The following is a 25,339-nucleotide window of genomic DNA, read 5'->3' on the forward strand; positions in this document are numbered from 1 at the left end:
ATTAAGTATGGGGTATCAAGTATTAAGTATTAAGAACCAAGAGTACCAAGCAGGAATCAAGAATGAAGAATGAGAAAAATAATAGAAATAGATAATATAGTAGTATAACAAATTAATCTCAAACAAAACCATGAAAAAATCAACCCATTTAATTTTAATTCTCACCCTTAGCCTTGTGTTTAGCGGATGTTCCAGTGTTAAAGTCTTGAACTCCTGGAAGGCAGACGATACCGAATCCATCATGGATAATAACTTTTTGGTCATTGCACGAACCGCAGATACACAAGCCCGGATTGCTTTTGAGAACGAGATTGTCAAGCAATTAACCGAAAAGGGAATTAAGGCGACGGCAAGTTTTACAAAATTTCCAAAACTCAACCCTGATCAAGAAATGACCGATGATAGAAAAAATGAGATTATAACCATCTTGGAGAACGAAGGTTTTAATGCCGTGGTTCTCACCGTGGTCAAGGAGGTAGAGAACTTAACTAAAACCACTCAGGAAGGTGGGTATTATTCTGGCGGTAACTATTATGGTTACTACCCAAGATATTACGGTGGATTTTATGGCTATTACCATAACCCGATGTCGTATTCAACACTGGGAAATTATGTTCCTGAGACCTATACAACCGTCAACTCAAAAAATTACGTTCTAGAAACGGTTATTTACAACCTCGACGAAAAAGAAGAAAACCAACTGGTGGCAGTTGTAACCTCAAAAATTGAAGACCCAGAAAGCGCTTCAAAAACAGCAGCGCAATACGTGAAAGCCATTACTAAGAGTTTAGATAAAAAATAAATCTAATTAAGAACCACGGGCTTATTGCTTAGTGACCTAGCCGTAGTACCATGGCTAACCACACAAAAAAAGTCCAATCGAATAATAAATGACCGTCATGATGATCAGACACAATCTATTAATTATAGTCGTAGCGGCACTGTTTATGCAGCAAGCGCATGCGCAATACGCTACAAAAAAAATTAAGGAAATCCACGACGCCTATACGGATAGTCTCAAGCAAGTAAAATACGACAATGTCTTTCCCATCTTTGGCCAAAAGATTTATCAAAAGGGTTTTGATATCCCCTATCCAACAGGAATAATGGTCAACTACGTGTACGCCAAACAGGGTCTTATAATCGAAAACATGAGATTAGGACTGAAAACCGGAAGTGTAGATTTACCTCTAACAGGAGTGGATTTTATAGAATTTGGAAATAATTACAGTACAGCACGAACGGTATTGGTGAGACCCGACGTATGGGTGCTTCCTTTTTTAAATGTTTATGGTTTATTTGGGAGAGGCACCTCAACGACCGAGGTCAATTTAAAATTTCCTATTGAATTGAAATCTGTAGTTGACCAAGGGATCAGTTCCAACGGATTTGGTGCTACCGCTGGCGGCGGTGTAGGTCCAGTTTGGCTCGCTTTAGATTGGAATATAACCTGGAGCAAACCGGAACTCTTGGATAAATCAGTAGAAGTCAACACTTTTGGAGCTCGCATAGGCCACACCTTTGTCAATAGTTCAAAGCCGTATCGGAATATTGGCCTTTGGGTAGGCGCCATGAGTGTGTCCTTAGGTTCAGATACGGTGGGTGAGCTTACCCTCAAAGATGCGCTTCCACCGGAAACTTGGGAACGCGCTGATGAGATTGTGGCCACTTATGATGATTGGTATAACCATACCGCCACCATAGCCCAAAAGAAAATTGCCGACCAAACCATTGGTCCTCTGGTAGATGCCATTGGCGCAGCAGATGGATCGGCTGTCATCAGATATGGTCTTGATAAACGCACCAAAGAGAAATGGAATGGGCTTATTGGCGCACAGTACCAATGGAACAAAAATTGGATCTTTAGAGCAGAAGGTGGGGTGATCGGCGATCGTAAATCATTACTAATTTCCGCTAACTGGCGCTTTTTACTTTAAATTTAATGAAACCGATAGAAACGCATTTTAATAACTAATATGAATTAATACTATATAGAACATGAAATTAGTCTTACGTTTTGCTATCGCTGTCATCTGCATATTTACATTTTTAAATGCCTTAGTATTCGTTGGCATCTCTGTTTACCATAGTATCCACGGTTACACCATAATCTTAAGTGGTAATATGGCGGAACGTCCCGGGGTTCATTTGGCTGAAGCATTGGATACGTTCTTATTGGCTACGGTATTTATTATTTTCGCTATTGGTATTGGTAAGCTTTTTGTCCCGGACAATAAGCTATTAAAAAAAATCCAACTGAGCTGGCTAAATCCCAAAAGCTTTTCTGATCTTAAAGGACTTCTTTGGGAGGCTGTACTGACGACTCTCGTGGTATTGTTTGCAACTTCATTAGTTCATGAAATAAATAATCTGAGATTGGAACTGTTAATACTCCCTGCAGCGATACTTCTCATCGCCATTGCCTTGCGAATGATGAAAAGTTCCCATTGAATAACAATAAACATACAGATATCATGAAGGCTTTTAAATCCAGATTTTCAAGAATGCGGTTGAAAATAATTCAACTCGGCCTCTTCCTGTTGAGTACCCAAGTGCTATTTCCACAGGAAGCCCAATCAATAAATCCTATCCTAACCGATAAATTTATCATCAACGCAGGTTTGTTCAGTACGTTAAGTACACTTAAAATTAACGCTATTGGTGAAGGAACGGACGGTGGAAGGTTGGAAGATATCGATTTTGACGAGCAGTTTAATATTAACGATTACCAAAACACGTTTTCATTGACCTTTACTTGGCGCTTTGCAAAAAACTGGAATCTATCGGCAGAATACTTTGGCGTAAATCGTGAAAGTGAGGTGGTTTTAAAGGAAGATATTGAATGGCGGGACGTGACCTTCAAAAAAGGAACAGGCGTTAAAGGCGGCTTTGATTTTGCCCTTTATCGTGCCTTTATAGGAAGGGTTATTGCCAGAGGCGACCACTTTGAATTTGGTGGAGGCCTGGGAGCCCATACCATTAGAATCTCTCCTTTTATTGAAGGTCAGGCCTATGTTAACGATAAAGAATTTGAATACCAGCGCAATAGGGTCAGCTCCACCCTACCTTTGCCAAACATTGGACTTTGGTTTATTTATGCACCTACTGAAAAGCTCTCGTTAAACGCTAAACTAGATTGGTTTGGAATAAAAGTGGACAATACCGCGGGCGAACTGTGGGATATTACCCCTACTTTAAGTTATCAAGTCTTCCGGAATGTTGGTGTAAGTGTAGGCTACAAGTATTTAACCTTTGGTGTAGACATAGATAAACCCAGATGGCAAAAAAATATTGACCTGCAATTCAAGGGCCCTTCTTTTAGCTTGTTTGGGAATTTTTGATTTGTTTTAGACTTTTCAGCTCTTTTTGAATTTGTTTTCCGATAAAAAATACCATGACAATTAAAATGACTATTGCTGATACCACAATATAAGTGTAAAACCCTTTTGACAAATTTTGTTTGAAAGACGGCAATAAGATGATAAACCCAGTGGCGTAAAGCGCAAGAATAATGGGTGTTGCCACGTAATGCGTGGTTATTCTTTTTTTATAGTAGCTTATCATATCGGTCCTAAAGGCAGCCACATCTTTTGTAAAATCCATACGCTTAAGGTCTTTAATACTTACGTACTCTATCATTATCCTTACTATTAAAGAACCAATCATTAAGAACAGTCCTAAGGTCACAATGAGGTTTGAATAGGCGTTGATATAAAACAAAAAGCCTATCAAAACCAATGTTGTAGTTAAAAGAACTCCGTTGGTGATCCGCTGTTTATTTTTAATTCCATTAATTTTTTGCATGATAATCTTAGAACCATCTTGAGGTATTTTGGGTTGTGGTTGTTCTTCCCACTGCGATTTTAAATCTTCAAATGTTTTCATTGTGTAACACATTTAGTTAATTCGTTTTTTATTCTGTGGATCCTTACTCTAATGGCTTCATGGCTTAAACCCATAATCTCGGCGATTTCCTTTTGGGGCAAACCTTCCAATTCAAGTAAAATAATCGATTTATTATCGGTGCTTAATTTCCCGATGCACTGATACAATTGTTTTAACTGGAATTCTTTGGAAACAGAAAGGCTCTCTTCGGATGCCTCCAAATGGCTCAAATGGTCTGAAAGGGGGACTGCTTTTTTTTGGCGCAGTTCCATAAGACAGGTGTTTACCGCAATCCTATAAATCCAAGTTGATATATTCGATTGGTTGCGAAAGGAATCCCAATGTTGCCAACACTTTATAAAGACTTCCTGCGCCAAATCCTTTGACAAGGCGTCGTCGCCATTGGTGTATCCTTGACAAAGACGGAATACCTTTGGATAATTGGTAGTGAAAATCTGCTCAAACGCTTTCTCTTGTGGTGTCATGGATTATTGAAGGGCTTCAAAGAGGTTTTTTAATAGCCAGTCTGGTTGATCGTACATGATGAAATGGGCCGCATCAGGCGCATATTTGATAGTATATTCTTTAAGGTTTTTATATTGTTCGTCATAAATGGCCTTGACTGCTGCCTCTCCATAGGGTTGGGTAGCCGCCAAAATGGTGACTGGAACCGTAATTTTTGCGATGGTCTCCCTTAAATCCAATTTAAGCAAATCGGTGTAGCCGTACACATAAGTTTCACGATCGGTTTGTAAAATCCATGATTTAATTTGTTCATGCTTGTCCTTATTCAAGGCCATGCCAGAGGTCATTTGCGTTGCCATGGTTTCAAAGTTACCATCATCCATGGTCAGTAAGCTTTGGTTATAAGGATTATCATAAACTATGGTCTCACTATCAAAATTAGGCATTATTAAGGCACCCGTTGAAACTAATGCATCCACAACAATTATTTTTTTAAAATCAAATTGGTTTTCAGAGGCTAGCCATAAGCCCAAGGTTCCGCCAAGGCTATGGCCAACAATGCTTGCTTTTTCTAAATGATTTTCTAAGATGTATTGGGAGATGCCTTCTTTAATCTTGGGCAACCACGGTTTTTCTATGGCAGGCACAGTTCCAAATCCAGCGAAAGTGAACACATAACAGGTGTTGGTCTTGGATAATTCTGAAACCACATCCTCCCATACTTCGCCAGGGCATGTAAATCCCGGAAAGAATAAAATGGGATCGCCGGTTCCTAACGTGATTACTTCGAAAGTTTTGTGTTGGGCAGCAACCGAGAAACTGACCAGACCGATCATTGCAAATAGATAGTTTTTAATTGTTTTCATGATAGCGATTTTAATTGATTTTCCCTTTAGATGCAAAATGATTAAAATGTTACATGAAAAGTTTTTTGGGCATAAAAAAAAGCCTCACTTTGAAAAGAAAGGCTCCTGTTTTCGTCAATGAGACACCCTAGTAAAATTTATCAATAATTTCGATTAGCTGTTTTTGGTTTTCGTCCATTTTTAGTATAATGTTTTTAGTATGTAAAGATTCAGGTAATCTAATTTCGATTTGATACATGTTGTGTGTTAGCTCAACTTTCTCAACGGATAAAGGATATTTTTCTATTTTTAATACTCTTTCAAGTTCTTTGTAAATCGAATAAGCAACGAATGATAGACAGATATGAGCTTCGATTCTTTTTCGTTTTCGATGGTAGATTGGACGTATTCGTAAATCTGTTTTAGACATTCTAAAGGCTTTTTCAATATGCCATAAGTTTCTGTAACTATCGATTATTTCTTCTGGTTTCAGTTTGCAATTGGTGATATATCCTTTTAAACCGTCCCATATTTTATCTTTATCGAACTTGTCTTTATCAATGGTTACCTTGATTTCGCCTTCCATTTTCAAGTACTTATTATAACCTCTGTTATTGATGTTTGATTTGGTGAGTTTACCTGTTTTTATCTTTTTCTCTAACCTTTCTAGTCCTTTCTTGCGATTATGTTCATCTTTTTTAGCTCTTTTATCAGAATAGGCAATGATTAATTTTACATCTTCAGGTTTCTCTATTACGGCAAATTCATTGTTTTTCAAGTTTGATTCAAAAATTTTAATTTTAATCGTTTCGGATTCATTTTTAATTCTTGCACCAAGTATAAATTGATAGTGATTTTCTAGAAGTGCTTTGATGTTATTAGAAGATAATAAACCTGCATCTGCCACTACAATTGGTTTTGATAAATTGAACTTTTTGCTGAGTTTTTCAATAGTAGGTATTAAAGTATGTCCTTCGTAAATATTACCTTCAAAAATATCATAACCTATGGCATAACCTTCCAGACCTACCAACAAGCCTAAAAATATTTGAGGATTGCTATGTTTCCCGTCTTTACTAAAGCCTGTTTTACGCAAATCATCTTCATCACTGGCTTCAAAATAAAGAGTGGTCATATCGTAGAACACAATACTGATATTATTGTTTAATATCCGTTTTGTATGGGCAAAAGCAATCTGCTCAACTATGTTCTTCAATTCATCGTTTAATTTATCCAAAAAACGATAGACTGTACTTATATCAAGGCTGATTCCTTGATAACGATAAAGATATTCGATGGTTTTTAGCTTACTTAGAGGAAAAGTCAATCGAGCAATCACCAAATGTCTAAAAAGCTCTTCATTTATAGCATTAAAGCCTATATGATCGAAGATTTTACCGAAAACCAATTCTGGACCTATAGTGCGTATTTGTCCATTTTCAACTTCGCTCAAAAACGATTCTATTAAAGTATCTTTTTCCAAAACAAACAAACTTGGAGAGGATTCTAATCGACGAATTTCCTGTTTGGCCTTTAGCACATTGCTTAAAATTGTTTCAGGTATTGAAGAACTGCCAAAAGATTTTATAACTTTATATTTTCCGTGAGATTTGGATATTATCTGAACGCTGATGCTGCCTGACTTGTTCTTCTTTTGTCTTATAAACATGGAGCTAAATTAACTAAAAAAACAAACGGGACACCCGAAGTCCTGCTTTACAGATTATAAGTAATACATAATCAGCATGTTAGTGGGTTATTGTTTTGGTGTGACGAAAACAGGAAATGTTACATGAAAAGTTTTTTGGGCATAAAAAAAAGCCTCACTTTGAAAAGAAAGGCTTTTGAATTATAAGGTTAGCTTACGCTGAACCTAAAGGTTTCCTGCCTGCGCAGGAACTTGTTTAGTTGTTTAGGGCTTCCGCGCCACCAACAATTTCTAAAATTTCATTAGTAATCGCAGCTTGACGTGCTTTGTTATAGGTCAATTTGAGTTGATCTCTCAATTCGGTGGCGTTATCTGTTGCTTTATGCATTGCAGTCATACGCGCGCCATGTTCTGAAGCGAAAGAGTCTCTAAGGGCTTTATAAAGCTGTGTCTTTAATGATTTTGGGATGAGTTCCTTTACGATTTCTGCTTTTGAAGGCTCAAAGATATAATCGGTGTCAATTTCCTCAGCACCTTCCATTGGTACAATTGGTAAAAATTGCTCGCTCATTACTTCTTGGGTTGCCGCGTTTTTGAACTTGTTGTATACTAAAACAATCTTATCCGTTCTATGGGTCAAGAAATGGTCCATCAATAAGTCGGCTATTTCTGCAACATTGTCAAAAGTCAAATCGTCAAAAACATCACTTTTATTGGCAATCACTCGGTCGCCTTTCTTAAAAGCATCGCTGGTCTTTTTTCCAATGGCAAAAACAGAAACATTTTTACCGGCATACTCTTCTTTTATCAAACGATTGGTTTCTTTGATAATATTTGAGTTAAATGCACCTGCCAAACCTCTATTGGAAGTTACGGACACCAAAGTTACATTTTGGACATCACGCTGTTCTGCAAATTCACTTCCAGAATCAGCGTCTAAAGTCGCGCTTAAGGTTTGTAATAGTTCCGTTAATTTATCAGAATACGGACGCATCGCCGTAATAGCATCTTGCGCTTTCTTCAACTTTGCAGCAGAAACCATTTTCATGGCACTGGTGATCTGCATCGTGGAAGACACCGATGATATTCTGTTACGTATTTCTTTTAAGTTTGCCATTTTTTGTTAGTATTAAGTATTAAGATGTTAGAATTAAGACTAACAAAAAAATACTTTCTAATAGTTGACCTTATAAATTAGATTTGAAAATTTCTCCTCTCAATCTTCGTACTTGATACTTTGTACTTCGTACTTAATACTATTTTCTATACTTCGCCGATAACTCCTTAGCCACTTCTGCCAATGTATCAGTTATCTCATCCGTAAGTTTTCCTGCTTTTAAGGCTGCCAGTGTATCACTATGCTTACCTCTTAAGAATTCTAAATAATCACGTTCAAATTCTTTTACTTTTTCTACAGGAACATCTCTCAATAAGTTTTTAGATCCGGCGTAAATGATGGCCACTTGCTCTTCAACTTTAAAAGGATCGTTTTGGGCTTGTTTCAAGATCTCAACGTTACGTTTCCCTTTTTCAATAATATTCAAGGTTACCGCGTCAAGGTCAGATCCAAACTTCGCGAACGCTTCCAATTCACGGTATTGTGCTTGATCTAATTTTAAGGTACCCGCTACTTTTTTCATGGATTTGATCTGTGCGTTACCACCAACACGAGATACTGATATACCTACGTTAATTGCTGGACGAACCCCAGAGTTAAACAAGTCACCATCCAAGAAAATCTGACCATCTGTAATAGAAATTACGTTAGTTGGGATATAGGCCGATACGTCACCTGCCTGAGTCTCAATAATTGGCAAGGCCGTTAATGAGCCACCACCTTTTACGATAGGTTTCAACACCTCTGGCAAATCGTTCATTTCTCTTGCAATTGCATCGTTATCGATGATTTTTGCCGAACGCTCCAACAATCTTGAGTGAAGGTAGAAAACGTCACCAGGGTACGCCTCACGTCCCGGTGGACGACGTAGCAATAATGAGATCTCACGGTAGGCTACTGCTTGTTTCGATAAATCGTCAAAAACGATCAATGCAGGACGGCCAGTATCTCTAAAATACTCACCAATGGCAGCACCAGCAAATGGCGCATACACTTGCATAGCAGCAGGGTCTGATGCATTGGCCGCAACAATTGTTGTATAGGCCATAGCTCCTTTTTCTTCCAATGTTTTTGCAATCAAAGCAACTGTTGACGCTTTTTGTCCAACCGCTACATAGATGCAATATACAGGCTCACCTGCATCATAAAATTCTTTCTGATTGATAATGGTATCAATACAAACTGCGGTTTTACCAGTTTGACGGTCACCAATAACCAACTCACGTTGTCCTCTACCTACAGGAATCATGGCATCAATAGACTTGATACCTGTTTGTAAGGGTTCAGTTACCGGTTCACGGTAAATAACACCAGGAGCTTTACGTTCTAATGGCATTTCATAAAGCGTTCCACCAATAGGACCTTTTCCATCAATTGGAGTTCCTAAAGTATCTACAACACGTCCTACGATTTCTTCACCAACTTTTAGGGAAGCAATACGCTCAGTTCGTTTTACAATAGAGCCTTCGCTGACGCCCACTGAAGGTCCCAACAATACGACGCCTACGTTATCTTCTTCAAGATTCAGTACGATGCCTTCAAGACCATCTGCAAATTCAACCAATTCGCCATATTGAACGTTTGCTAAGCCGTAAACACGGGCAATACCATCTCCAACAGTCAAAACTGTTCCTACTTCGTCCAATGAAGCGCTAGCTTCAAATCCTGACAATTGTTGCTTTAAGATTGCTGAAATTTCAGCTGGTTTTACTTCTGCCATTTTCTATTAGATATTAGAGGTTAGACGTTAGAGGATAGTCCTCTATTTCCAACTCTTTAGTTTAATGTAAATTCTCTTTTTAATTTATTTAATTTGTTTGCAATACTTGCATCGTACTGAATATCTCCTACACGCAAAATAAAGCCACCCAAAATGGATTCGTCCACTACATTTACAACTTCTGCTTCTTTTCCGGTAAGCTCTTTTACTTTCGCCAATACTTTAGCTTTAAGATCATCGGATAAAGGCACTGCTGAAGTCACTTTTGCCACTTGCTTGCCTTGACTTTCATTAAATAGCTCCGTATACCTTTGCGCGACCTCACCCAATATAGGAATACGGGTGTTTGTAATTAAAGTATCAATCAAATTTGAACTTAATGGGTTAAGGTCTTTGAAAATTGCCAATAACGCCGATTTTTTTGTTGCAGCAGGTATTACAGCACTCAAAAGCATGTCTTTTAACTCTGTACTTGCTTCTACAGCATTAGCAATGGATTTCATATCAGCATTGACAAGCTCTGCCGAGTTTTGGTCTTTAGACAGATCCAAAACTGCTTTTGCGTAACGTATTGCTGTTCTTGTTTGTGCCATAATATTGGATAATAGACTTTAGCCGCTAGAAACTAGACGTTTTAATCTTAAACTTAATTTAATTTTGCATCACTCAACATAGACTCGACCAATTCTAATTGTCTGCCTTTATTGGATAATTCTTCACGTACTACTTTTTCAGCAATTTCAATAGAAAGGCTGGCCACGTGATTTTTAAGTTCAGCCATAGCCGATCTCTTTTCGTTTTCAATAGCTTCTTGAGCTTGAGTGATCATTTTAGTCGCCTGTTCCTGAGCTTCTTCTTTGGCATCACTGACCATTTTATTTTTGATATCACGAGCATCTTTTAACATGGCTTCACGCTCAGCACGTGCTTCGTTAAGGATGCGTTCATTATCAGCCTTAAGATTTTCCATCTCCATACGCGCTTTATCAGCCGCTTCCAATGCATTCTTAATGCCATTTTCACGTTCATCAATTGCTCCTAAAATTGGTTTCCATGCGAACTTTTTCAATACGATAAGAAGAATAAAAAAAGTGATGAGTGACCAAAAAACAAGTCCTAACCCTGGTGTAATTAAATCCATTTATAAATAGGTTTTAGTTTTAATAATTTAAATTTAAAATACAGAGGCAACCAACCGTTACCTCTGTATTTCTTAATCCTAATTAAACGATTAACGACGCAACAACACCAAAAAGTGCTACTGCCTCTACGAAAGCTGCTAAAATAAGCGCTGAAGTCTGAAGTTTTCCTTGGATTTCCGGTTGACGAGCCATAGCGTTCATAGCTGACTCACCGATTTTACCAATTCCCATTCCTGCTCCAACAACTGCGATACCAGCTCCGATTGCTGCAATTCCTGTAATAGTCATAATACAAAATTTAAATTAATTAATGATTGTCTTCTGCGGTTGCCGAACCAATGTACAATGCTGACAACACGGTAAATATATATGCTTGAATTGCAGTAACTACAATTTCTATGATTAAAATGAACAATGAGAACCCAACAGATACCGGTGCGATAAACACACTCTTAAAGATAAAGATTAGGGACATCAAGGATAGGATGATAATATGTCCTGCTGTAATGTTAGCAAACAAACGAATGGTCAAAGAGAATGGTTTTACAAACATTCCGATCACCTCAATCGGCGCTAAGAATATTTTCATTGGCACAGGAACCCCAGGCATCCAGAAAATATGTTTCCAGTAATTTTTATTACCACTAAAAAGCGTGATGACAAAAGTGAACAATGCTAGGGACAGGGTGAATGCAATATTACCACTCACGTTGGCACCGTTTAAAATAGGAATCAGACCAAAGATATTATTGATCCAGATAAAGAAAAACACGCTCAATAAGAAGGGCATGTACTTTCTATATTTATTTTCACCAATCATCGGAATGGCCACCTCATCTCTAATAAAAATAACGAGTGGCTCCATAAAAGAAGCAATGCCAGATGGCACAAATCGGTTTGATTTTTTATACTTGCGGGCTGAAGAAATAAATATGACAAATAACAGTAACATGGTCACCCACATCATAAAGACGTTTCGGGTAATAGAGAAATCTAAAGGTAGAGCGGCATTTGTAGGATGCGCTTCTTCGTCAAAATTTAAGGTGTCAACACCGGAATTCAATTGGTAGATCTTTTCGTGATATTTTACAAAGCGCTCACCATTTTTTTCCACAATTTGCGATCCTGAATCATCGTGATGAAACTCGCTTGACATAAACGTAACCAAGCCGTTATCCGTATAAAGAATAATTGGCAACGGAATAGTGACAGGTTGTTTATTCCAGTCTACAATGTGAAACTCATGCGCATCCTTAACATGGTGCATGATCATTTCCTTGGCATTGAACCCCTTGTCTTCACTATCATTTTCTTGAGCAGCAACTCCAAAATTGGCAATTGCAACAGAAAAAACTAAAAACAATACGGCTCTTAAAGTGTTTAATGTCATTATAAATAGCTTAAAAATACCTTGCTGTAAATTCCGTGCAAATGTACATACATTATGTTAAATGTCAAACACTTTTTTATCATTATTAAACCCACGGTTGTTATGGGGTTTTTTGGAGGAATTTTGTAATGGAATAAACCTCAAAAGCCAAGTAGATAAAATAAGGAATAAAAAAGTTGAAAATGTCCGGTTGTTTCTTCTCGAAATCCGATAGAATTATAGGTAAAAGGAACAAAATAGCCAGAAACATTTTTACAAATGTACTTCCCATAAAGAGTACAAAAATATCGGTTTTACCAGTGGAAAATTTATAGTTTACTGCAGTATACAGTAAGGTGGTCACTGAAAAATGAAAGACATAAATTTGCCATACGGGGAAAAACAATTTCAGTTCAGATCCAAAATAGGTTAGCAAATAACTATGCATGCCATAGAGCACTAAACTTAAAACCGTGATGAGAAGTAAAAAATTAACTTGTCTTTTTAGAAAGGTTGGATTCATTAAATATGATAAAAATTTGTTGGATATTATTTTTATTCCGCACAAGGTTTCAAAAAACCCATACCTCTGCATGGTGGCATTGAGAAACGATATTCCAATCAGGAAATTAGGCCCTTACCAAAAATGGGAGAAAAACTTTCCTCCCTTTCGCCAAGCACAAGGTACAACGTGAAAAAGTCACAAGTTTTTTGTGATGTACTTTATTTCTCGTCTTTTGAATTTGCAATAATACGTCTTATTACAAAAACTACCGCCACAATGGTAGAGGTTAAGGACAAAATAATAGTCCATAGATTGCCTTCATTACCATAATGGTCGTCAAGCTTGACCCCTATAAAGCTGCCAATTCCGATAATAGCAAACATTTGAATGCCTATACTCGAATATTTCGCATAGCTATTAAGCGGGTTGCCCTTTTTCGGTTGCTCTGGCATTGATTTCTGGTGCTTTTGACGTGTTATTATAGACATGTTCTTTAAGAGTGCCTTTCATGAGGCAGGTGGCATTGAACGCAGCCCCTGGCTCTACGGCCAATTTGCCCACTTCCACTTCGCCTTCAACAAATGCTGAAGATTTTAATGACAAGGTATCTGAAAGAATAAGTTTTCCTGAAAATTTCCCTTCAATATCAGCATTGGCGCCATTAAGTGTGCCTTTGATAATGCCTGTTTTTCCAAGAACTACTTTTCCGGGCGTTTTAACGTTGCCCAATATGGTTCCTTCAACTCTAAAATCGCCATCGCTAATGATATCACCTGTGATGGTGGTGCCTTTGGCAATAGTGTTTTGTTGATTAACTGATTCTGAGGTTGTTTTTCCTTTTTTTGGTTTTTCTGTAAACATAATTCTGGTGGTTTATTGATTTTCTAGGTAGTCTTTGAGGTTTTTATGTCGTTGCACAATTTCATAGTTAGGTGATGAAATGGCAATATAAGGTCGGGTAATATTAGCTTTTCGTTCTCTGAGCAAATCGGCAAATCCGCTAGCTCCGTAAATACTTTTTAGGCCGTGGACCACTATAAACGTCGTGTTGGGGTCATAAACATCTTTGGAAACGCTCAAATCAAAATACCTGATTTGGGTGACCTCATCATTCAACAGCTTTAAAAAGGCATCCAAATCTTCGTTAGTGGCATTATCAAATTGATACAGAACATTGAATTTGGTGCCAATGGAATCTGATTTAAATTCCCTGTCTGACAATGCAGGAATGACATTTTTCATGATTTCCTGAGCGCGTTTGCCCTCTTCGGAATTTGGAAAGTTTAAAGCGATATAATTTACACCCTCTTTATAAGCTTCAAAGCCGTACAAACGGCCTTTTGCCGAAGCTTTTAAAATTTCAAACTTAGGCACGATGGGCTCTCCTTGGAATTCCAGAATGTACTTATCACTCTGATCGATGACTTCTTGAAATTTTTGTGCTTCATAATTGGCATAAGTACGCTCATAAATACTTTCAGGACTGTTCTCATCCTTGGACATTTCCGATTTTGGATTTAAAAGTATGGCCGCATATCTTGATTCTGGATTATTTGTAATGATATCCTGCTTGATCTGCTCGGCTGCATTGGGTTCGTCCAATCGGCCATATAATTTGTACAAGTTGTATTTGGCCGGCAATACGAGGCGCTCTTCTGGATTGTTTTGCATCAAGGTAGTGAGCTTTTCCTTGGCAAGTTCGTATTCTTGAAACTTCTCCTTATAGATGACACCCAATTGATAATAGGCGTAATTTCTGTCTTTATTGAGGCTGTCAATAACTTTTTGATCTGACGGGATTTTTGAAACATAAAACTCCGGATCGTAACGCTCCTCTTCTGAAGCATCACTGCCCAAATTATTACTTTGAACGGTAAGTTCATTACTTCGCGTACTTGAAAGTCGCCAATTATCTTGAAGTGAACGGTCTCCCCAAATTTTTAAAAACTCATTTTTTCCGTAGGCTACGGTATTGGTATTATAAAAATAAAAGGTTGATTTAGCACCTCCCGGCGGATTTGCACTACTTGTAAAGCTTCCAGCATTTCTGTTATTGCCGATATTATCTGCGGCTACAATACCTGAACTTGCTTTTCTTAAGGCAATTTCTTCTTGCTCTTTTAAAACCTGAGCTTCGGCCTTTAATTTATCGATGTAGGTTTCAAAAATGGCCATTCTATCGGCGTCCGATAAACTTACCAAATTCAAGATACTATCGTTGACTTGAGCTACATTTTCATAATAAATGACATCATCCAAATTTTCCCTTTTGCGTTTGATGGTTCGGAAAGGCTTGGAGTCGATCACCATATTGGTCAGCGTACTATCATAATAAGCACCTGCGGTTTTATACTCCGATTTATCAAAACTCATATCACCCAGCGTCACGTAATCGAGAGCTCGTAAGTGTTTATCGCCAGAAGAAGATCTTAGGGATTTGTTATAATAGACAACCGCCAAAGAATCGCGATCCGCAGCTTTATGGAATTCTGCAATCCGGTAATAGATTTTGTCCAAAAATGGTCGGTTTTCACGGTCTTCCTCAAGCTTGGTCAGATAGTCATGAAAGGCCACAACGTCACCAGTATCAAGCATAAAATTGGCAGCTTTAGCCAAATGGGCATTGATATAATAAGCTCGTGGCACTTTTCTGTGCAAATCAATCACCTTATCAAAGGCTATATTGGCACTATCTTTATATCCAAACTCATTGTAAAGTTGGCCTCTAATATAATTGTAACGTGCTTTTTCGTTATTTTTCTTGGTATGGGCGGCCGCTATTGCCAATTGGGCCAAGGCACTGTCTTTTGCTTGAATGTTGATGTAGGCTTCTGCCAGAGTAGCGGTGGCATCAGCTAAATCCTGATCGCTCAATTTCTCCAGTCGCAACAATCGCTTTAAATTCTTGATGGCAAGCTCATTGTTTTCAAGCCGCATATTGGTTTTTTCACGCCAAATCTTGGCTTCATTGATTTTGTCGCTGGCCGCATATTTGTAGAGAATATAATTAAAAGCTTCTACTGCTGGAATAAAACGTTGATCAAAATAACGCGCCTTGCCCAGCAATAAATAGGCTTCATCAATTTGAGGGTTGTATTCCCTGCCTTTGATATTCATCCCATGGGTTTGAACCGCCTTGATTGCTTTTTCTTCAGCACGTTCAAAATCGGAATTTTTGGATTGTCCCGGAAGCATAAAATCATCCGTAGTTTCCATCCGTTCTACGGAAAGCAATTCCCAAAAATTATCGGTAAACGCATTGTCCACGGCGGCCCTTCCGTTTTCCAGCGCAATATTTCCATTATAAAGAATGTTATATTTTGTGCCCATTGCATGGAAATTTCTGTTGATAAAGGTATCCTTTTTGCGCGAGCAACTTGTGACTATAAGTGCCACCAAAAACAGAAATAATATGGATTTAAAAAAGCTGTGCAACGTGGGTCGTATTAGGTTCATAAGATAACTGAAAACAGCTCCTTATATTATGCAATGCTGTAAAAATAAGCATCTTTTTGAATTATAGGAGAAAAATCAGCGGACTTTTCAATGTGCGATACTTGAGGATTTGCGGAGGCGTGGAGGCGAGAAGGCGAAATATTATGTTGAGACTTGACGGGTTTTAAAAATCTATCAGGTCTAAAAGCACTAAATTCCAATCTTACATTAGGTCTCAAATAAAATGGCGCATAGCCATTCGAATCAACAGCCTGAAAGACCTGATAAACTAGTAATCATTTGACACACAAAAAAACCTAAAGACCTAAGAAAAGTGGTTATTCTCCCGCAAAATGTACTTCCAATTCTTTTAACGTGGCGGCACTTGTGGCCAAATCTTTAATAACTTCCCCTTTTTCCAAAACCACAATCCGATCACTCACCTCCGTAACATGCATCAGGTCATGACTTGAGACCAGTACCGTTACGCCCTGCTGCCCTGCAAGATTTTTAATGATCTGTTTCAAACGGATTTGGGTGGTGGGATCAAGATTGGCAAAAGGTTCATCAAGAATGATGACTTCCGGATTCCCGATGAGTGCGGCGATAATGCCTACCTTTTTCTGGTTGCCCTTGCTCAAATCTCTCAAATATTTTTTCTGATTTAATATTTCGCCATGAAAAAAGTCTTCAAATTGCTTTAACAAAGCATCCACATCGGCTTTATTTTGACCTCGCAATTCACCAATAAAATAGAAGTATTCTTCTGGAGTCAAATAACCAATTAAAAACGTTTCATCAATATATGCCGAAGTAAACGGTTTCCAGTCTTCACTTTCATTAACTTGGATGCCCTTACTCTTAATGAACCCCGTGGTCGGTTGGATCAAATCGAGCAGCAGACTGAAAAAAGTAGTTTTCCCTGCGCCATTATTGCCCACCAAGCCAAAGCTCTGACCTTTCGGTATGACAAGGGTTTCAATGTTTAATACGGGGCCTGCATTATATGATTTTGATAGGTTGGATACTGTTATCATAATTAGTTGTTTTGTTTGTAAGCTGCTAATGTTTTATATTTTTCTGACTTATAGACTTTTTCTATAATATCGAATACTTTGTTCTTGAATAAAAGTCCCGTCAATCCAGCAATTGCAACCAAAGCAAAACCGAAAACTTCACCGAGCGTAAAATGTCCAACGGCATAAATGGCCATTGGCAATAGCAATTTTGGAATGGTCAACAACAAGGTCTTCGCATTGAACGCCTGTTTGTCCCCAAACGCTTTTTTACTTGTGGTCAGGTCAATTGGTGTTTTTATATACGCACCTCCCCAAAGAACGAAATGACTATTGACCCCAATATTATAAAAAGCGCCCACTACAACTGCATAAGCTTGCCATCCCCAATACAGGTAAAACACTGAAATGAGTGTGGAAACTATGGTGGCAATGACCATTAAGTACCATTTTGAGGCGATATATTCTTTGTACCGAATGTTTTGACTCATCATTAACGGGTAATATGCACTATCCCAACTTGGCACAAATTGCCCGAAGGTGAATAAAAATCCGCCAGAAATAAAAATACCGGCAAAGATTCTCCAGAAAGGGCCATCATAGGCCTCAACCGAGCCTGTAAAAAACAGTAAGCCGTAGAATATAAACAACACGCTCATAAATAAGGTCGTTTTTGAGCGTTTATTGCGTCTTAATAATTTGATGTCATTTTTAAGGAAGGTGGACATGCTTCCAAATCGGTTCAACCATGTATAATCTTGAGTCTCTGCAAGGTCATGCTTTACAGACAGACCAGCGTCCAGATACAAGTTCTTTATAAAGTAGGTAAACGCTATCTTATAGAACACCACCATTAAAATTACAGGAATAAATGCCAAATAAGGCACGGCATAAAAGGAGTTAAAAATAGGATAGGTAAACTGGGTGATGTCAAAAATTCCGTAATACTGAAGTCCCACCAATACGACGATAACACCAATAACCCCGAAGAAAACTCCATTTTTATTATTGACGAAAATATTGAGGAAGTTATTACAATAAATCCAACCTAAAATAGCAAGGTTCCAGGCCAACACCTGTAAAACAGGGAAACCTTCCATGATAAGTACAATCGAAAATGGAATAAAGAAAAATGCATGAAGACAATTGAAAAACGAAATCATGGTTTTACCAATAGCAAAATTGACAATTCCTTTTCTCTTAATGGGCAGATACATGAGGGGCTTGATGTTCATAACGGGCATTTTTTGAAGAAAATACCTAAACACCAAGTCAAACAGCATATAATAAATTAAGACTTGATTGACCACTTGAAAGGGTTCCATTTTCAAGCCGTCCTCAATCATAAAATAAACCCCAAAACCTATGATTGAAAATGAGGCGATCATCCACAGTGCGCCAAAAACCATCATTATTTTTAGGAAGAGATTGGTCTTAAAAGAAGCAGATCTTATAAAAGATTTCCACTCCAGACTAATAAAATATTTAAACATACTGTTTTGGTTGTGATTTAAACATATGTAATATTAATACCCTTTTTGTTACAAAGAAACTACAACTAAAGAAAGTTTAAGAAGACATTCACCTTAAAAACAGTCGTACCTCTCTTATAATTTTGTTAGAGAGGTGGCATTTATTATAAGCTTTCGTTACTTTTGGGGAAAAATTAAAACATGTCACATTTTCACACCCTAACCATAAAAAATATTGAGAGGGTAACTTCCAAAGCGGTCACCCTTAACTTTGAAGTCCCTCAACATCTCAAAGACGTATTTCAATTTAAAGCAGGCCAATATATCACCATAAAATGTAACCTTAATGGCACAGAAATAAGACGTGATTACTCCTTATGTTCCTCTCCAAAAAGTGGCGATTTAAGAGTGGCTGTAAAAGAAGTGAAAGATGGTACGTTTTCTGCCTATGTCAACCAAGAATTGAAAGTTGGAGACCAATTGGAAATCGCGGCACCAAGAGGCCATTTTATTTTTGAGCCGAATGATATAAAAACCAAACATATTGCAGCCTTTGCGGCAGGAAGTGGAATTACACCCATTTTAAGCATCATTAAATGCGCTCTGGAAGAAGAGGTCATGAGCAATGTGGTTTTGGTTTATGGTAATAAAACTCCCGACGATACGATGTTCATGAGCGAATTATTGGAACTTCATCGTCAGTACAGCGATCGTTTGGCCATTCAGTTTGTATTTAGTCAAGCACAAGCAGATGATTCTATTTTTGGACGCATTGAAAAAAGTACGGTCAACTTAATTTTAAAGCACAAGCATAAAGATCTGAGCATTGATGCTTTCTATCTCTGTGGCCCGGAGGCTATGATCCACACGGTTAAGGATGTACTTTCAGAACATGAAATTCCTAAAGACCGCGTGTTTTTTGAACTGTTCAAGGCTGCCAAACCTACAGAAAGGGATACAGCGACCATTCCTGATGGGCAAACAAGAATCTCTGTTGTGTTGGATGATGAAACCACAACCTTTGAAATGTCGCAAAAACAAACCATCCTTGAAGCTGCTCTAGATAACGATTTAGACGCACCTTATTCGTGCCAAGGCGGCATTTGTAGTAGTTGTTTGGCAAGAGTAATTGAGGGAGAGGCAAAAATGCGCCAAAACAATATTTTGACGGATGGTGAAGTAGCCGAAGGATTGATCCTAACCTGTCAAGCGCATCCTTTGACCCCAAACATAAAAATAGATTATGATGATATTTAATATGCTTTAAACTGCAGATTAGATGGCATTAATCCTAAAAAACATTAATTTCATCGAAAAAACCGAAGTAATTGTCTTAAAATTGTGTTAATAAAAATGAATTCTTTATTTTTATAACTGATTTAATTGTTACTATTATAAGGACTATCTATTAACATAAGATTAAATCTAACCCTGCTTTTTAGCGGGGTTTTTTTATTATGTTTTCGATCTTTTCAACGACATCTTTTGGACTGATAGTTTCCATACAGGTCTCATAGCCTTCTGGAAATTTATTGCCGTAAATAGAAGTGGGGATTTTAGGATATTTTTCTCGATCGGCTAAAAGAGCATTGTTTTCATTCTGATGAAATGGAAAAAATCCAGCATAGGGATGGGTCACTCCCCATAGTGTCACTACTTTGATTCCCATCATGGCCGCCATATGGGCATTGCCAGAATCCATGGAAAGCATGACATCTAAATTTGAAATTAGGTCCAATTCCTCATCAAGACTTAATTTTCCGGCGATACTCCTTATCCTATCATTTTCAAGAGAACTTAAATACTCTGCTTCTGCTTTTCCGCCAAATAAGAAGATCATGGAATTTTTTGATAACTCTTTAATCACTTCTTCCATCAACTCCAGCGGATACATTTTGCTTTTGTGAGCTGCAAATGGCGCAATTCCTATCCAGCTTTTGGTATTCTTTCCTACCAATTCAAGGGTTTTGGAATTCAATTGGGCACGCTCGGGAAAATTGGGTTCTGAATCTTTAATAGGATACCCCAACTTTTCAAAGACATCCCGATAACGCCGGTGTGTTGTTTTAAGCTGTTTGAAAACTTTACCGTTCACTAAAGCTTTCTTTTCGTTTCTTCCCTTATCTATTTGAATGATTTTAAGATCCAATAGAAAGATTTTTAAGATTTTACTTCGAAGAACGTTGTGCAAATCGGCAACGGCATCAATTCCCAAAATCCGTAATTCTTTTGAAAGCTCCAAAAGCCCAAAAAAGCCTTTATGTTGACCTTTTAAATCTGCAGCATACACCGATACATTTTTTAAATCGCGAAAAAAAGGCGTAAAGAATTCCCGCGTCAAAACGGTTAACTTAACCTCGGGATACTGTTCCGTGAACGCCCTTAAAACAGGGACGGTCATGGCAACATCTCCCATGGCAGAAAGACGGATGACGAGAATGTGTTTTGGTTGTTTTGGCATATTATAAATGAGGTTCCTGCCGGTGCAGGAACTGGATGGTTTATTTTCGTCCCCGCAATACAGGATTCAACTCATCGTCATTGTACATTTTCATTTGCTTGTACACTTTCATGTATTTATCGCCATTCTTAATATCGTCAAGCAAATCGTCAATGGCCTTGCTCAAATCCTTACGCTGTTCTAAAAGCACATTGAGTTTGGTGGTACAATTGAGTTTATGGGATGAAGAAGCGTCAGGACGCTCAACCTCTTCATTCATGTGGTAAATTTTTAATGCTAAAATGGATAATCTGTCAATTGCCCATGCTGGACTTTCGGTATTGATAGTCGCATCTGGTTTTGGTTGCACATCACCGTAGAGACTTAAAAAATAACTATCAATATATTCTACCATATCTGTCCGATCTTGGTTGGAAGCATCAATTTGACGCTTTAGTTTTAAGGCTTCTACAGGATCAATATTTGGGTCTCTGATAATGTCTTCATAATGCCACTGCACAGTATCTATCCAACATTTTCTATACAAAAGGTGCTCAATCAATTGCTCGTCTTCGTCGTAAATGTTCTTAAAAACTTGGTCAACGGTATTTTTTATGTGATATGTATCGATGACTTTTTGAAAAATTTCATTGGCTTTTGCTGTAAACATAATCTGATGAATTTAAGTCGTAAATATACTTCTAATTAATTAACTTTACCATTCAATACAGAGATTAGGCCTTATGCACATTCACAATTTAACAGAAGAAAATTCGATTTTAAACACGTTTATTTCAGAAATGAGAGATGTGAATGTCCAAGAAGATAGGATGCGATTTCGCAGAAATATTGAACGCATTGGAGAGATTTTGGGTTACGAAATAAGTAAGGTTTTAAATTATAAATCTGCTATTATAAAAACGCCCTTAGGCACCTGCAATATGAATATTATGAACAATGATATTGTACTCTGTTCGATCTTAAGAGCAGGCGTGCCATTGCACAATGGGCTATTGAACTATTTTGACAATGCAGATAATGCATTTATTTCGGCGTATAGACACCATCATGAAAATCCGGATAGTTTTGAAATTGTTGTAGAATACTCGGCATGCCCAAATTTAGAAAATAAAACCCTTATTCTGGCAGATCCTATGTTAGCCACAGGACAATCTCTTGTGGCCACGTATGAAGCATTAAAACCCTTTGGGAACCCTAAAGAGGTGCATTTGGCTTGCGTTATTGGTGCACAAGAGGGTATTGATTATATCCGTAAACATTTTAGTAAGGACACGCATTTATGGATTGCTACCGTAGATCCTGATCTAAATGAAAAAGGCTATATTATTCCTGGTCTTGGAGATGCTGGCGATTTGGCATTTGGCGAAAAACTACAGCACTAAGTTCAATAAAGAGGCCAATATCAATACAATAATCAGCCCTTCCTTAAACCATTTTTCTGGTATAATTTCTAAATAATTAGACATGATAATAGCCAAGGGCGCGAATAAAAAGATGAATTCACTGCCGTCCTTATAAGGCGAAAGCAAAATGACGGTCAAGGCAATCAACGAGGACACAATAACAATGACAAAGGATGGTCTATAGCTTTTTAATTGTTGTTTTATACTTCTCATAAAATAAAAAGAAGCCCATACACCGTAAGATAGCAATAAGGTAGCCGCTATAATAATACGCGTTGAATTTAGGGACGTAAAATCAAAACTTACATCAAAAAAACCATGGAGATAGGACTCAAAATCCATCCCCGTTACAATCATATAAGACGCGGCTATCACTGCAACGCAAAGAATTCCGATAAATGGAATGATCCAATTTTTTACATCTTCTATAGAATGCAGAAACAATGCGAGAAAAATCAGAATATAAAATAAGGACGCCCAAAAGAATAAGAGCGATGCCAAGCTGATCCAAAAGGCAGCATCAAAAAGCTTTTTCTTAATTTCTTTTCTAGATCTTAAACTTATGATCCGCCTAAGTGCCAATAAAATAAATAAATTGGCAATAAGTAATTTAGAATTGCCCAAACTTTCCGGTAAAACGGCCACAAACAGACCGAACATCAAAATTTTATAACTATTTCTTTTGGTAAGGTTGTTTTTGCTGACAAAGAAATCCAATACAAAAAGCGATGCCAAACACACGCCAAAAAGAAAGGACTGCTTTAAGAGAAGTTCTACCGAAAAAAGCGCGGTAAGCGTTGTTATTTTAGTCACCACAAAAACAACGAGAAGCATTGCACTTACGACCAGAAGATGTACTGGTTTTGCTTTACTAAAAAAATTTGAAATCATTTAGGGCTTTGTTCTGTTTTTGTTACTGAGGCTTTACTTTAAAGGAAAAAATTCGTTGTCACTTTATGGAACTTTTCAAATAAAAAAAACGTAATTTTGTCATGTAAATATAATATATATTATCATGACTGAGTTTTTTTACGGTGTTGCAGCCTTTTTTGAATTTTTACTAATTCCTTTCGACGCTTTAAGAGAATTGGAGCTTAGCAGTTGGTGGCTTGCAAATTTTGTCTCTTGGATCCTTATCCTCATTACTTTTGCAGCATTTGTCTATTGGATGCTCCAATTAAAAGAACATGACGATAATAATGAAGATGATAAAAGCATCTCATCCCATTCCTATTTATAGATCGAAACCAATATCCTTACGGTAATACATCTTATCAAAATGTAGTTTTTCTATATTTTGATAAGATTTTTTTATGGCCTTCTGATACGTGTTTCCAAAGGAGGTAATCGCCATGACTCGTCCTCCGGAGGTCACCACTTTACCATCTTTTAGTATGGCCCCAGCGTGAAAAGGGATGACGTCTGTTAGATCTTTCAATCCGGTGATTTCCTTACCTTTTTCATAACTTTCTGGATAGCCTCCAGACACCAACATGACTGTAGTAGCTGCACGTGGATCAATTTCAATTTCAATTTTGTCCAATGTTTGATTGGCAATGGCCTGAAAAATAGCTACCAAATCATTTTTGAGCCTCGGCAGCACCACTTCAGATTCTGGATCTCCCATCCGCACATTATATTCAATAACCTTTGGATCGTCCCCTACTTTTATCAGCCCAATAAAGATGAAACCTTTATAATGCAAGCCATCTTTCTGAAGACCAGAAACTGTAGGTTTGACAATGCGCTCTTCAATTTTCTTCAAAAATGACTCTGTCGCAAAAGGTACCGGAGAAACCGCACCCATCCCGCCTGTATTTAATCCGGTATCCCCATCGCCAATACGTTTATAATCCTTCGCCGTTGGTAAAATCTTATAGTTTTTCCCGTCGGTAAGAACAAAACAACTAAGTTCAATGCCGTCTAAAAATTCTTCAATCACCACTTTGTTGCTGGCAATCCCAAATTTAGCATCTACCAACATACTTTTCAGCTCCGCTTTGGCTTCATTAAGATCATTTAGAATCAAAACGCCTTTTCCTGCCGCCAAACCATCCGCCTTTAAAACATAAGGTGGCTTCAAAGTTTCCAAAAAGGCATAACCTGCTTCTAAAGTAGTGGCATCAAAACTCTGATAAGCCGCGGTTGGAATATGATGGCGGAACAAAAATTCCTTAGCAAATTCCTTACTGCCCTCCAATTGTGCTGCGTCTTTTTGCGGACCAATGACCGCCACGTTTTTCAACTCTTCGTCTTCCAAGAAGAAATCGTGGATGCCTTGCACCAAAGGATCTTCTGGTCCCACAACAACCATATCAATTTGTTTTTCCAGGACCAATTTTTTTATGGCCTGAAAATCGGTAACTTTCAGATCGACGTTTTCAGCGATTTCAGCAGTTCCTGAGTTCCCTGGGGCAACAAATAATTTATGGCATAATGAACTTTGTACGATTTTCCAAGCAAAAGTATGTTCCCTTCCACCGGAACCGAGAATTAAAATGGTCATATTAATTGATGTTTGGTGCAAAAATATAGTTTATGCCCTGAAAACAATAATATTTTTGACGATTAAATCGAAGATGGAAGATAAAAGGATCAAGACCGCCCCGCTGTTAGAATCATGAATCCAGATTTAATTATAAATGATTTAACAATCGTCCGAATTAGCATGTAATGTGATGTTACCAAAATTGACCACTGCTTGCTATCATCCGATTGTGCCTTTTATACTGACGATCTCTCTTCCACAGACCCCATCTTAGAAAATCTTTTAAAACCACAAAGTTTCAATCGGAATAGGACGGAATTATATCTTGAATGTTCGAGATTGATTGTAGGCGGGAGTTTAATAAATTT

The 25,339-nt window shown here is 37.7% G+C and carries 27 protein-coding genes; 7 read left to right on the plus strand and 20 right to left on the minus strand.

Features of this window, described 5'->3' with window-relative positions; genetic code table 11:
• Positions 1–130 precede the first annotated feature (130 nt).
• The 4 genes from VLZ86_RS12125 (at position 131) to VLZ86_RS12140 (ending at position 3,341) form a co-directional block, all read left to right on the plus strand.
• Positions 131–802 carry a hypothetical protein gene (locus VLZ86_RS12125; protein WP_325451683.1) on the plus strand — a complete coding sequence of 224 codons (672 nt, stop codon included), beginning with the start codon at positions 131–133 and terminating at the stop codon, positions 800–802.
• A 97-nt stretch (positions 803–899) separates the two neighbouring features.
• The gene (locus tag VLZ86_RS12130) at positions 900–1,937 is read left to right on the plus strand and encodes a hypothetical protein (RefSeq protein ID WP_325451685.1); all 1,038 of its coding nucleotides are present in this window, start codon (positions 900–902) and stop codon (positions 1,935–1,937) included.
• Positions 1,938–1,998: 61 nt separating this feature from the next.
• On the plus strand, positions 1,999–2,451 hold the full coding sequence (locus VLZ86_RS12135; RefSeq protein ID WP_325451687.1) for a YqhA family protein: 453 nt from the start codon (positions 1,999–2,001) through the stop codon (positions 2,449–2,451).
• Positions 2,452–2,504: 53 nt separating this feature from the next.
• Complete coding sequence (locus VLZ86_RS12140) at positions 2,505–3,341, plus strand: hypothetical protein (RefSeq protein WP_325451689.1); 837 nt, start codon at positions 2,505–2,507, stop codon at positions 3,339–3,341.
• Here the strand turns inward: VLZ86_RS12140 and VLZ86_RS12145 are convergent.
• The 16 genes from VLZ86_RS12145 to VLZ86_RS12220 all read right to left on the minus strand — a co-directional run bounded on the left by VLZ86_RS12145 (position 3,319) and on the right by VLZ86_RS12220 (position 18,640).
• The gene (locus VLZ86_RS12145; RefSeq protein ID WP_325451691.1) at positions 3,319–3,885 is read right to left on the minus strand and encodes a hypothetical protein; all 567 of its coding nucleotides are present in this window, start codon (positions 3,883–3,885) and stop codon (positions 3,319–3,321) included. The genes VLZ86_RS12140 and VLZ86_RS12145 overlap by 23 nt on opposite strands.
• A complete protein-coding gene (locus tag VLZ86_RS12150) occupies positions 3,882–4,370 on the minus strand; it encodes a sigma-70 family RNA polymerase sigma factor (protein ID WP_325451693.1) in 489 nt (162 codons plus the stop codon). Before VLZ86_RS12150 ends, VLZ86_RS12145 begins: the two co-directional genes overlap by 4 nt.
• Before the next feature lie 3 nt (positions 4,371–4,373).
• Entirely contained in the window at positions 4,374–5,216 is an 843-nt protein-coding gene (locus VLZ86_RS12155; protein WP_325451695.1) for an alpha/beta hydrolase, read from the minus strand.
• A 127-nt stretch (positions 5,217–5,343) separates the two neighbouring features.
• On the minus strand, positions 5,344–6,864 hold the full coding sequence (locus VLZ86_RS12160; protein WP_325451697.1) for an IS1634 family transposase: 1,521 nt from the start codon (positions 6,862–6,864) through the stop codon (positions 5,344–5,346).
• Positions 6,865–7,099: 235 nt separating this feature from the next.
• Positions 7,100–7,960: an ATP synthase F1 subunit gamma gene (gene atpG, locus VLZ86_RS12165; RefSeq protein ID WP_325451699.1), complete on the minus strand. Its 861-nt coding sequence runs from the start codon at positions 7,958–7,960 to the stop codon at positions 7,100–7,102.
• 139 nt (positions 7,961–8,099) lie between these two features.
• Entirely contained in the window at positions 8,100–9,680 is a 1,581-nt protein-coding gene (gene atpA / locus VLZ86_RS12170; protein ID WP_325451701.1) for a F0F1 ATP synthase subunit alpha, read from the minus strand.
• 56 nt (positions 9,681–9,736) lie between these two features.
• On the minus strand, positions 9,737–10,273 hold the full coding sequence (gene atpH, locus VLZ86_RS12175) for an ATP synthase F1 subunit delta (RefSeq protein ID WP_325451703.1): 537 nt from the start codon (positions 10,271–10,273) through the stop codon (positions 9,737–9,739).
• Between the two features lie 53 nt (positions 10,274–10,326).
• On the minus strand, positions 10,327–10,821 hold the full coding sequence (locus VLZ86_RS12180; protein ID WP_325451705.1) for a F0F1 ATP synthase subunit B: 495 nt from the start codon (positions 10,819–10,821) through the stop codon (positions 10,327–10,329).
• An 82-nt stretch (positions 10,822–10,903) separates the two neighbouring features.
• Positions 10,904–11,110, minus strand: a complete 207-nt coding sequence (atpE, locus tag VLZ86_RS12185; RefSeq protein ID WP_325451706.1) for an ATP synthase F0 subunit C — start codon at positions 11,108–11,110, stop codon at positions 10,904–10,906.
• A gap of 19 nt (positions 11,111–11,129) precedes the next feature.
• Positions 11,130–12,212, minus strand: coding sequence for a F0F1 ATP synthase subunit A (gene atpB / locus VLZ86_RS12190; RefSeq protein ID WP_325451707.1), 1,083 nt, complete (start codon positions 12,210–12,212; stop codon positions 11,130–11,132).
• 100 nt (positions 12,213–12,312) lie between these two features.
• Positions 12,313–12,714, minus strand: a complete 402-nt coding sequence (locus VLZ86_RS12195) for a hypothetical protein (protein ID WP_325451708.1) — start codon at positions 12,712–12,714, stop codon at positions 12,313–12,315.
• A 200-nt stretch (positions 12,715–12,914) separates the two neighbouring features.
• Positions 12,915–13,148: an AtpZ/AtpI family protein gene (locus VLZ86_RS12200; RefSeq protein WP_325451710.1), complete on the minus strand. Its 234-nt coding sequence runs from the start codon at positions 13,146–13,148 to the stop codon at positions 12,915–12,917.
• On the minus strand, positions 13,114–13,557 hold the full coding sequence (locus tag VLZ86_RS12205; RefSeq protein WP_325451712.1) for a polymer-forming cytoskeletal protein: 444 nt from the start codon (positions 13,555–13,557) through the stop codon (positions 13,114–13,116). Before VLZ86_RS12205 ends, VLZ86_RS12200 begins: the two co-directional genes overlap by 35 nt.
• A gap of 12 nt (positions 13,558–13,569) precedes the next feature.
• Positions 13,570–16,026 carry a hypothetical protein gene (locus tag VLZ86_RS12210; RefSeq protein WP_325451714.1) on the minus strand — a complete coding sequence of 819 codons (2,457 nt, stop codon included), beginning with the start codon at positions 16,024–16,026 and terminating at the stop codon, positions 13,570–13,572.
• 443 nt (positions 16,027–16,469) lie between these two features.
• A complete protein-coding gene (locus VLZ86_RS12215; protein WP_325451716.1) occupies positions 16,470–17,168 on the minus strand; it encodes an ABC transporter ATP-binding protein in 699 nt (232 codons plus the stop codon).
• A 2-nt stretch (positions 17,169–17,170) separates the two neighbouring features.
• Positions 17,171–18,640, minus strand: a complete 1,470-nt coding sequence (locus VLZ86_RS12220) for a DUF5687 family protein (RefSeq protein WP_325451717.1) — start codon at positions 18,638–18,640, stop codon at positions 17,171–17,173.
• Between the two features lie 180 nt (positions 18,641–18,820).
• Between VLZ86_RS12220 and VLZ86_RS12225 the strand changes: the two genes are divergently transcribed.
• Positions 18,821–19,876, plus strand: a complete 1,056-nt coding sequence (locus VLZ86_RS12225; RefSeq protein WP_325451719.1) for a ferredoxin--NADP reductase — start codon at positions 18,821–18,823, stop codon at positions 19,874–19,876.
• A gap of 181 nt (positions 19,877–20,057) precedes the next feature.
• Here the strand turns inward: VLZ86_RS12225 and VLZ86_RS12230 are convergent, their stop codons facing one another.
• Positions 20,058–21,080, minus strand: a complete 1,023-nt coding sequence (locus VLZ86_RS12230) for a glycosyltransferase family 9 protein (RefSeq protein ID WP_325451721.1) — start codon at positions 21,078–21,080, stop codon at positions 20,058–20,060.
• Between the two features lie 40 nt (positions 21,081–21,120).
• A complete protein-coding gene (locus VLZ86_RS12235; RefSeq protein ID WP_325451723.1) occupies positions 21,121–21,729 on the minus strand; it encodes a DUF4254 domain-containing protein in 609 nt (202 codons plus the stop codon).
• Between the two features lie 73 nt (positions 21,730–21,802).
• Here VLZ86_RS12235 and upp point away from each other — a divergent pair, with 73 nt between their 5' ends.
• The gene (upp, locus tag VLZ86_RS12240) at positions 21,803–22,462 is read left to right on the plus strand and encodes a uracil phosphoribosyltransferase (protein WP_325451725.1); all 660 of its coding nucleotides are present in this window, start codon (positions 21,803–21,805) and stop codon (positions 22,460–22,462) included.
• Here the strand turns inward: upp and VLZ86_RS12245 are convergent.
• Positions 22,451–23,374 carry a DUF6427 family protein gene (locus VLZ86_RS12245; RefSeq protein ID WP_325451727.1) on the minus strand — a complete coding sequence of 308 codons (924 nt, stop codon included), beginning with the start codon at positions 23,372–23,374 and terminating at the stop codon, positions 22,451–22,453. The genes upp and VLZ86_RS12245 overlap by 12 nt on opposite strands.
• 124 nt (positions 23,375–23,498) lie before the next feature.
• On the opposite strand from VLZ86_RS12245, the gene VLZ86_RS12250 reads away from it, so the two are divergent.
• Positions 23,499–23,723: a DUF6341 family protein gene (locus VLZ86_RS12250; RefSeq protein WP_325451729.1), complete on the plus strand. Its 225-nt coding sequence runs from the start codon at positions 23,499–23,501 to the stop codon at positions 23,721–23,723.
• Here VLZ86_RS12250 and purD read toward each other — a convergent pair.
• A complete protein-coding gene (gene purD / locus VLZ86_RS12255) occupies positions 23,718–24,989 on the minus strand; it encodes a phosphoribosylamine--glycine ligase (protein WP_325451731.1) in 1,272 nt (423 codons plus the stop codon). The two genes, VLZ86_RS12250 and purD, sit on opposite strands and share 6 nt — an antisense overlap.
• Positions 24,990–25,339 lie beyond the last annotated feature (350 nt).

The organism is Gelidibacter sp. (genome assembly GCF_035515035.1).
Lineage (GTDB): Bacteria > Bacteroidota > Bacteroidia > Flavobacteriales > Flavobacteriaceae > Gelidibacter.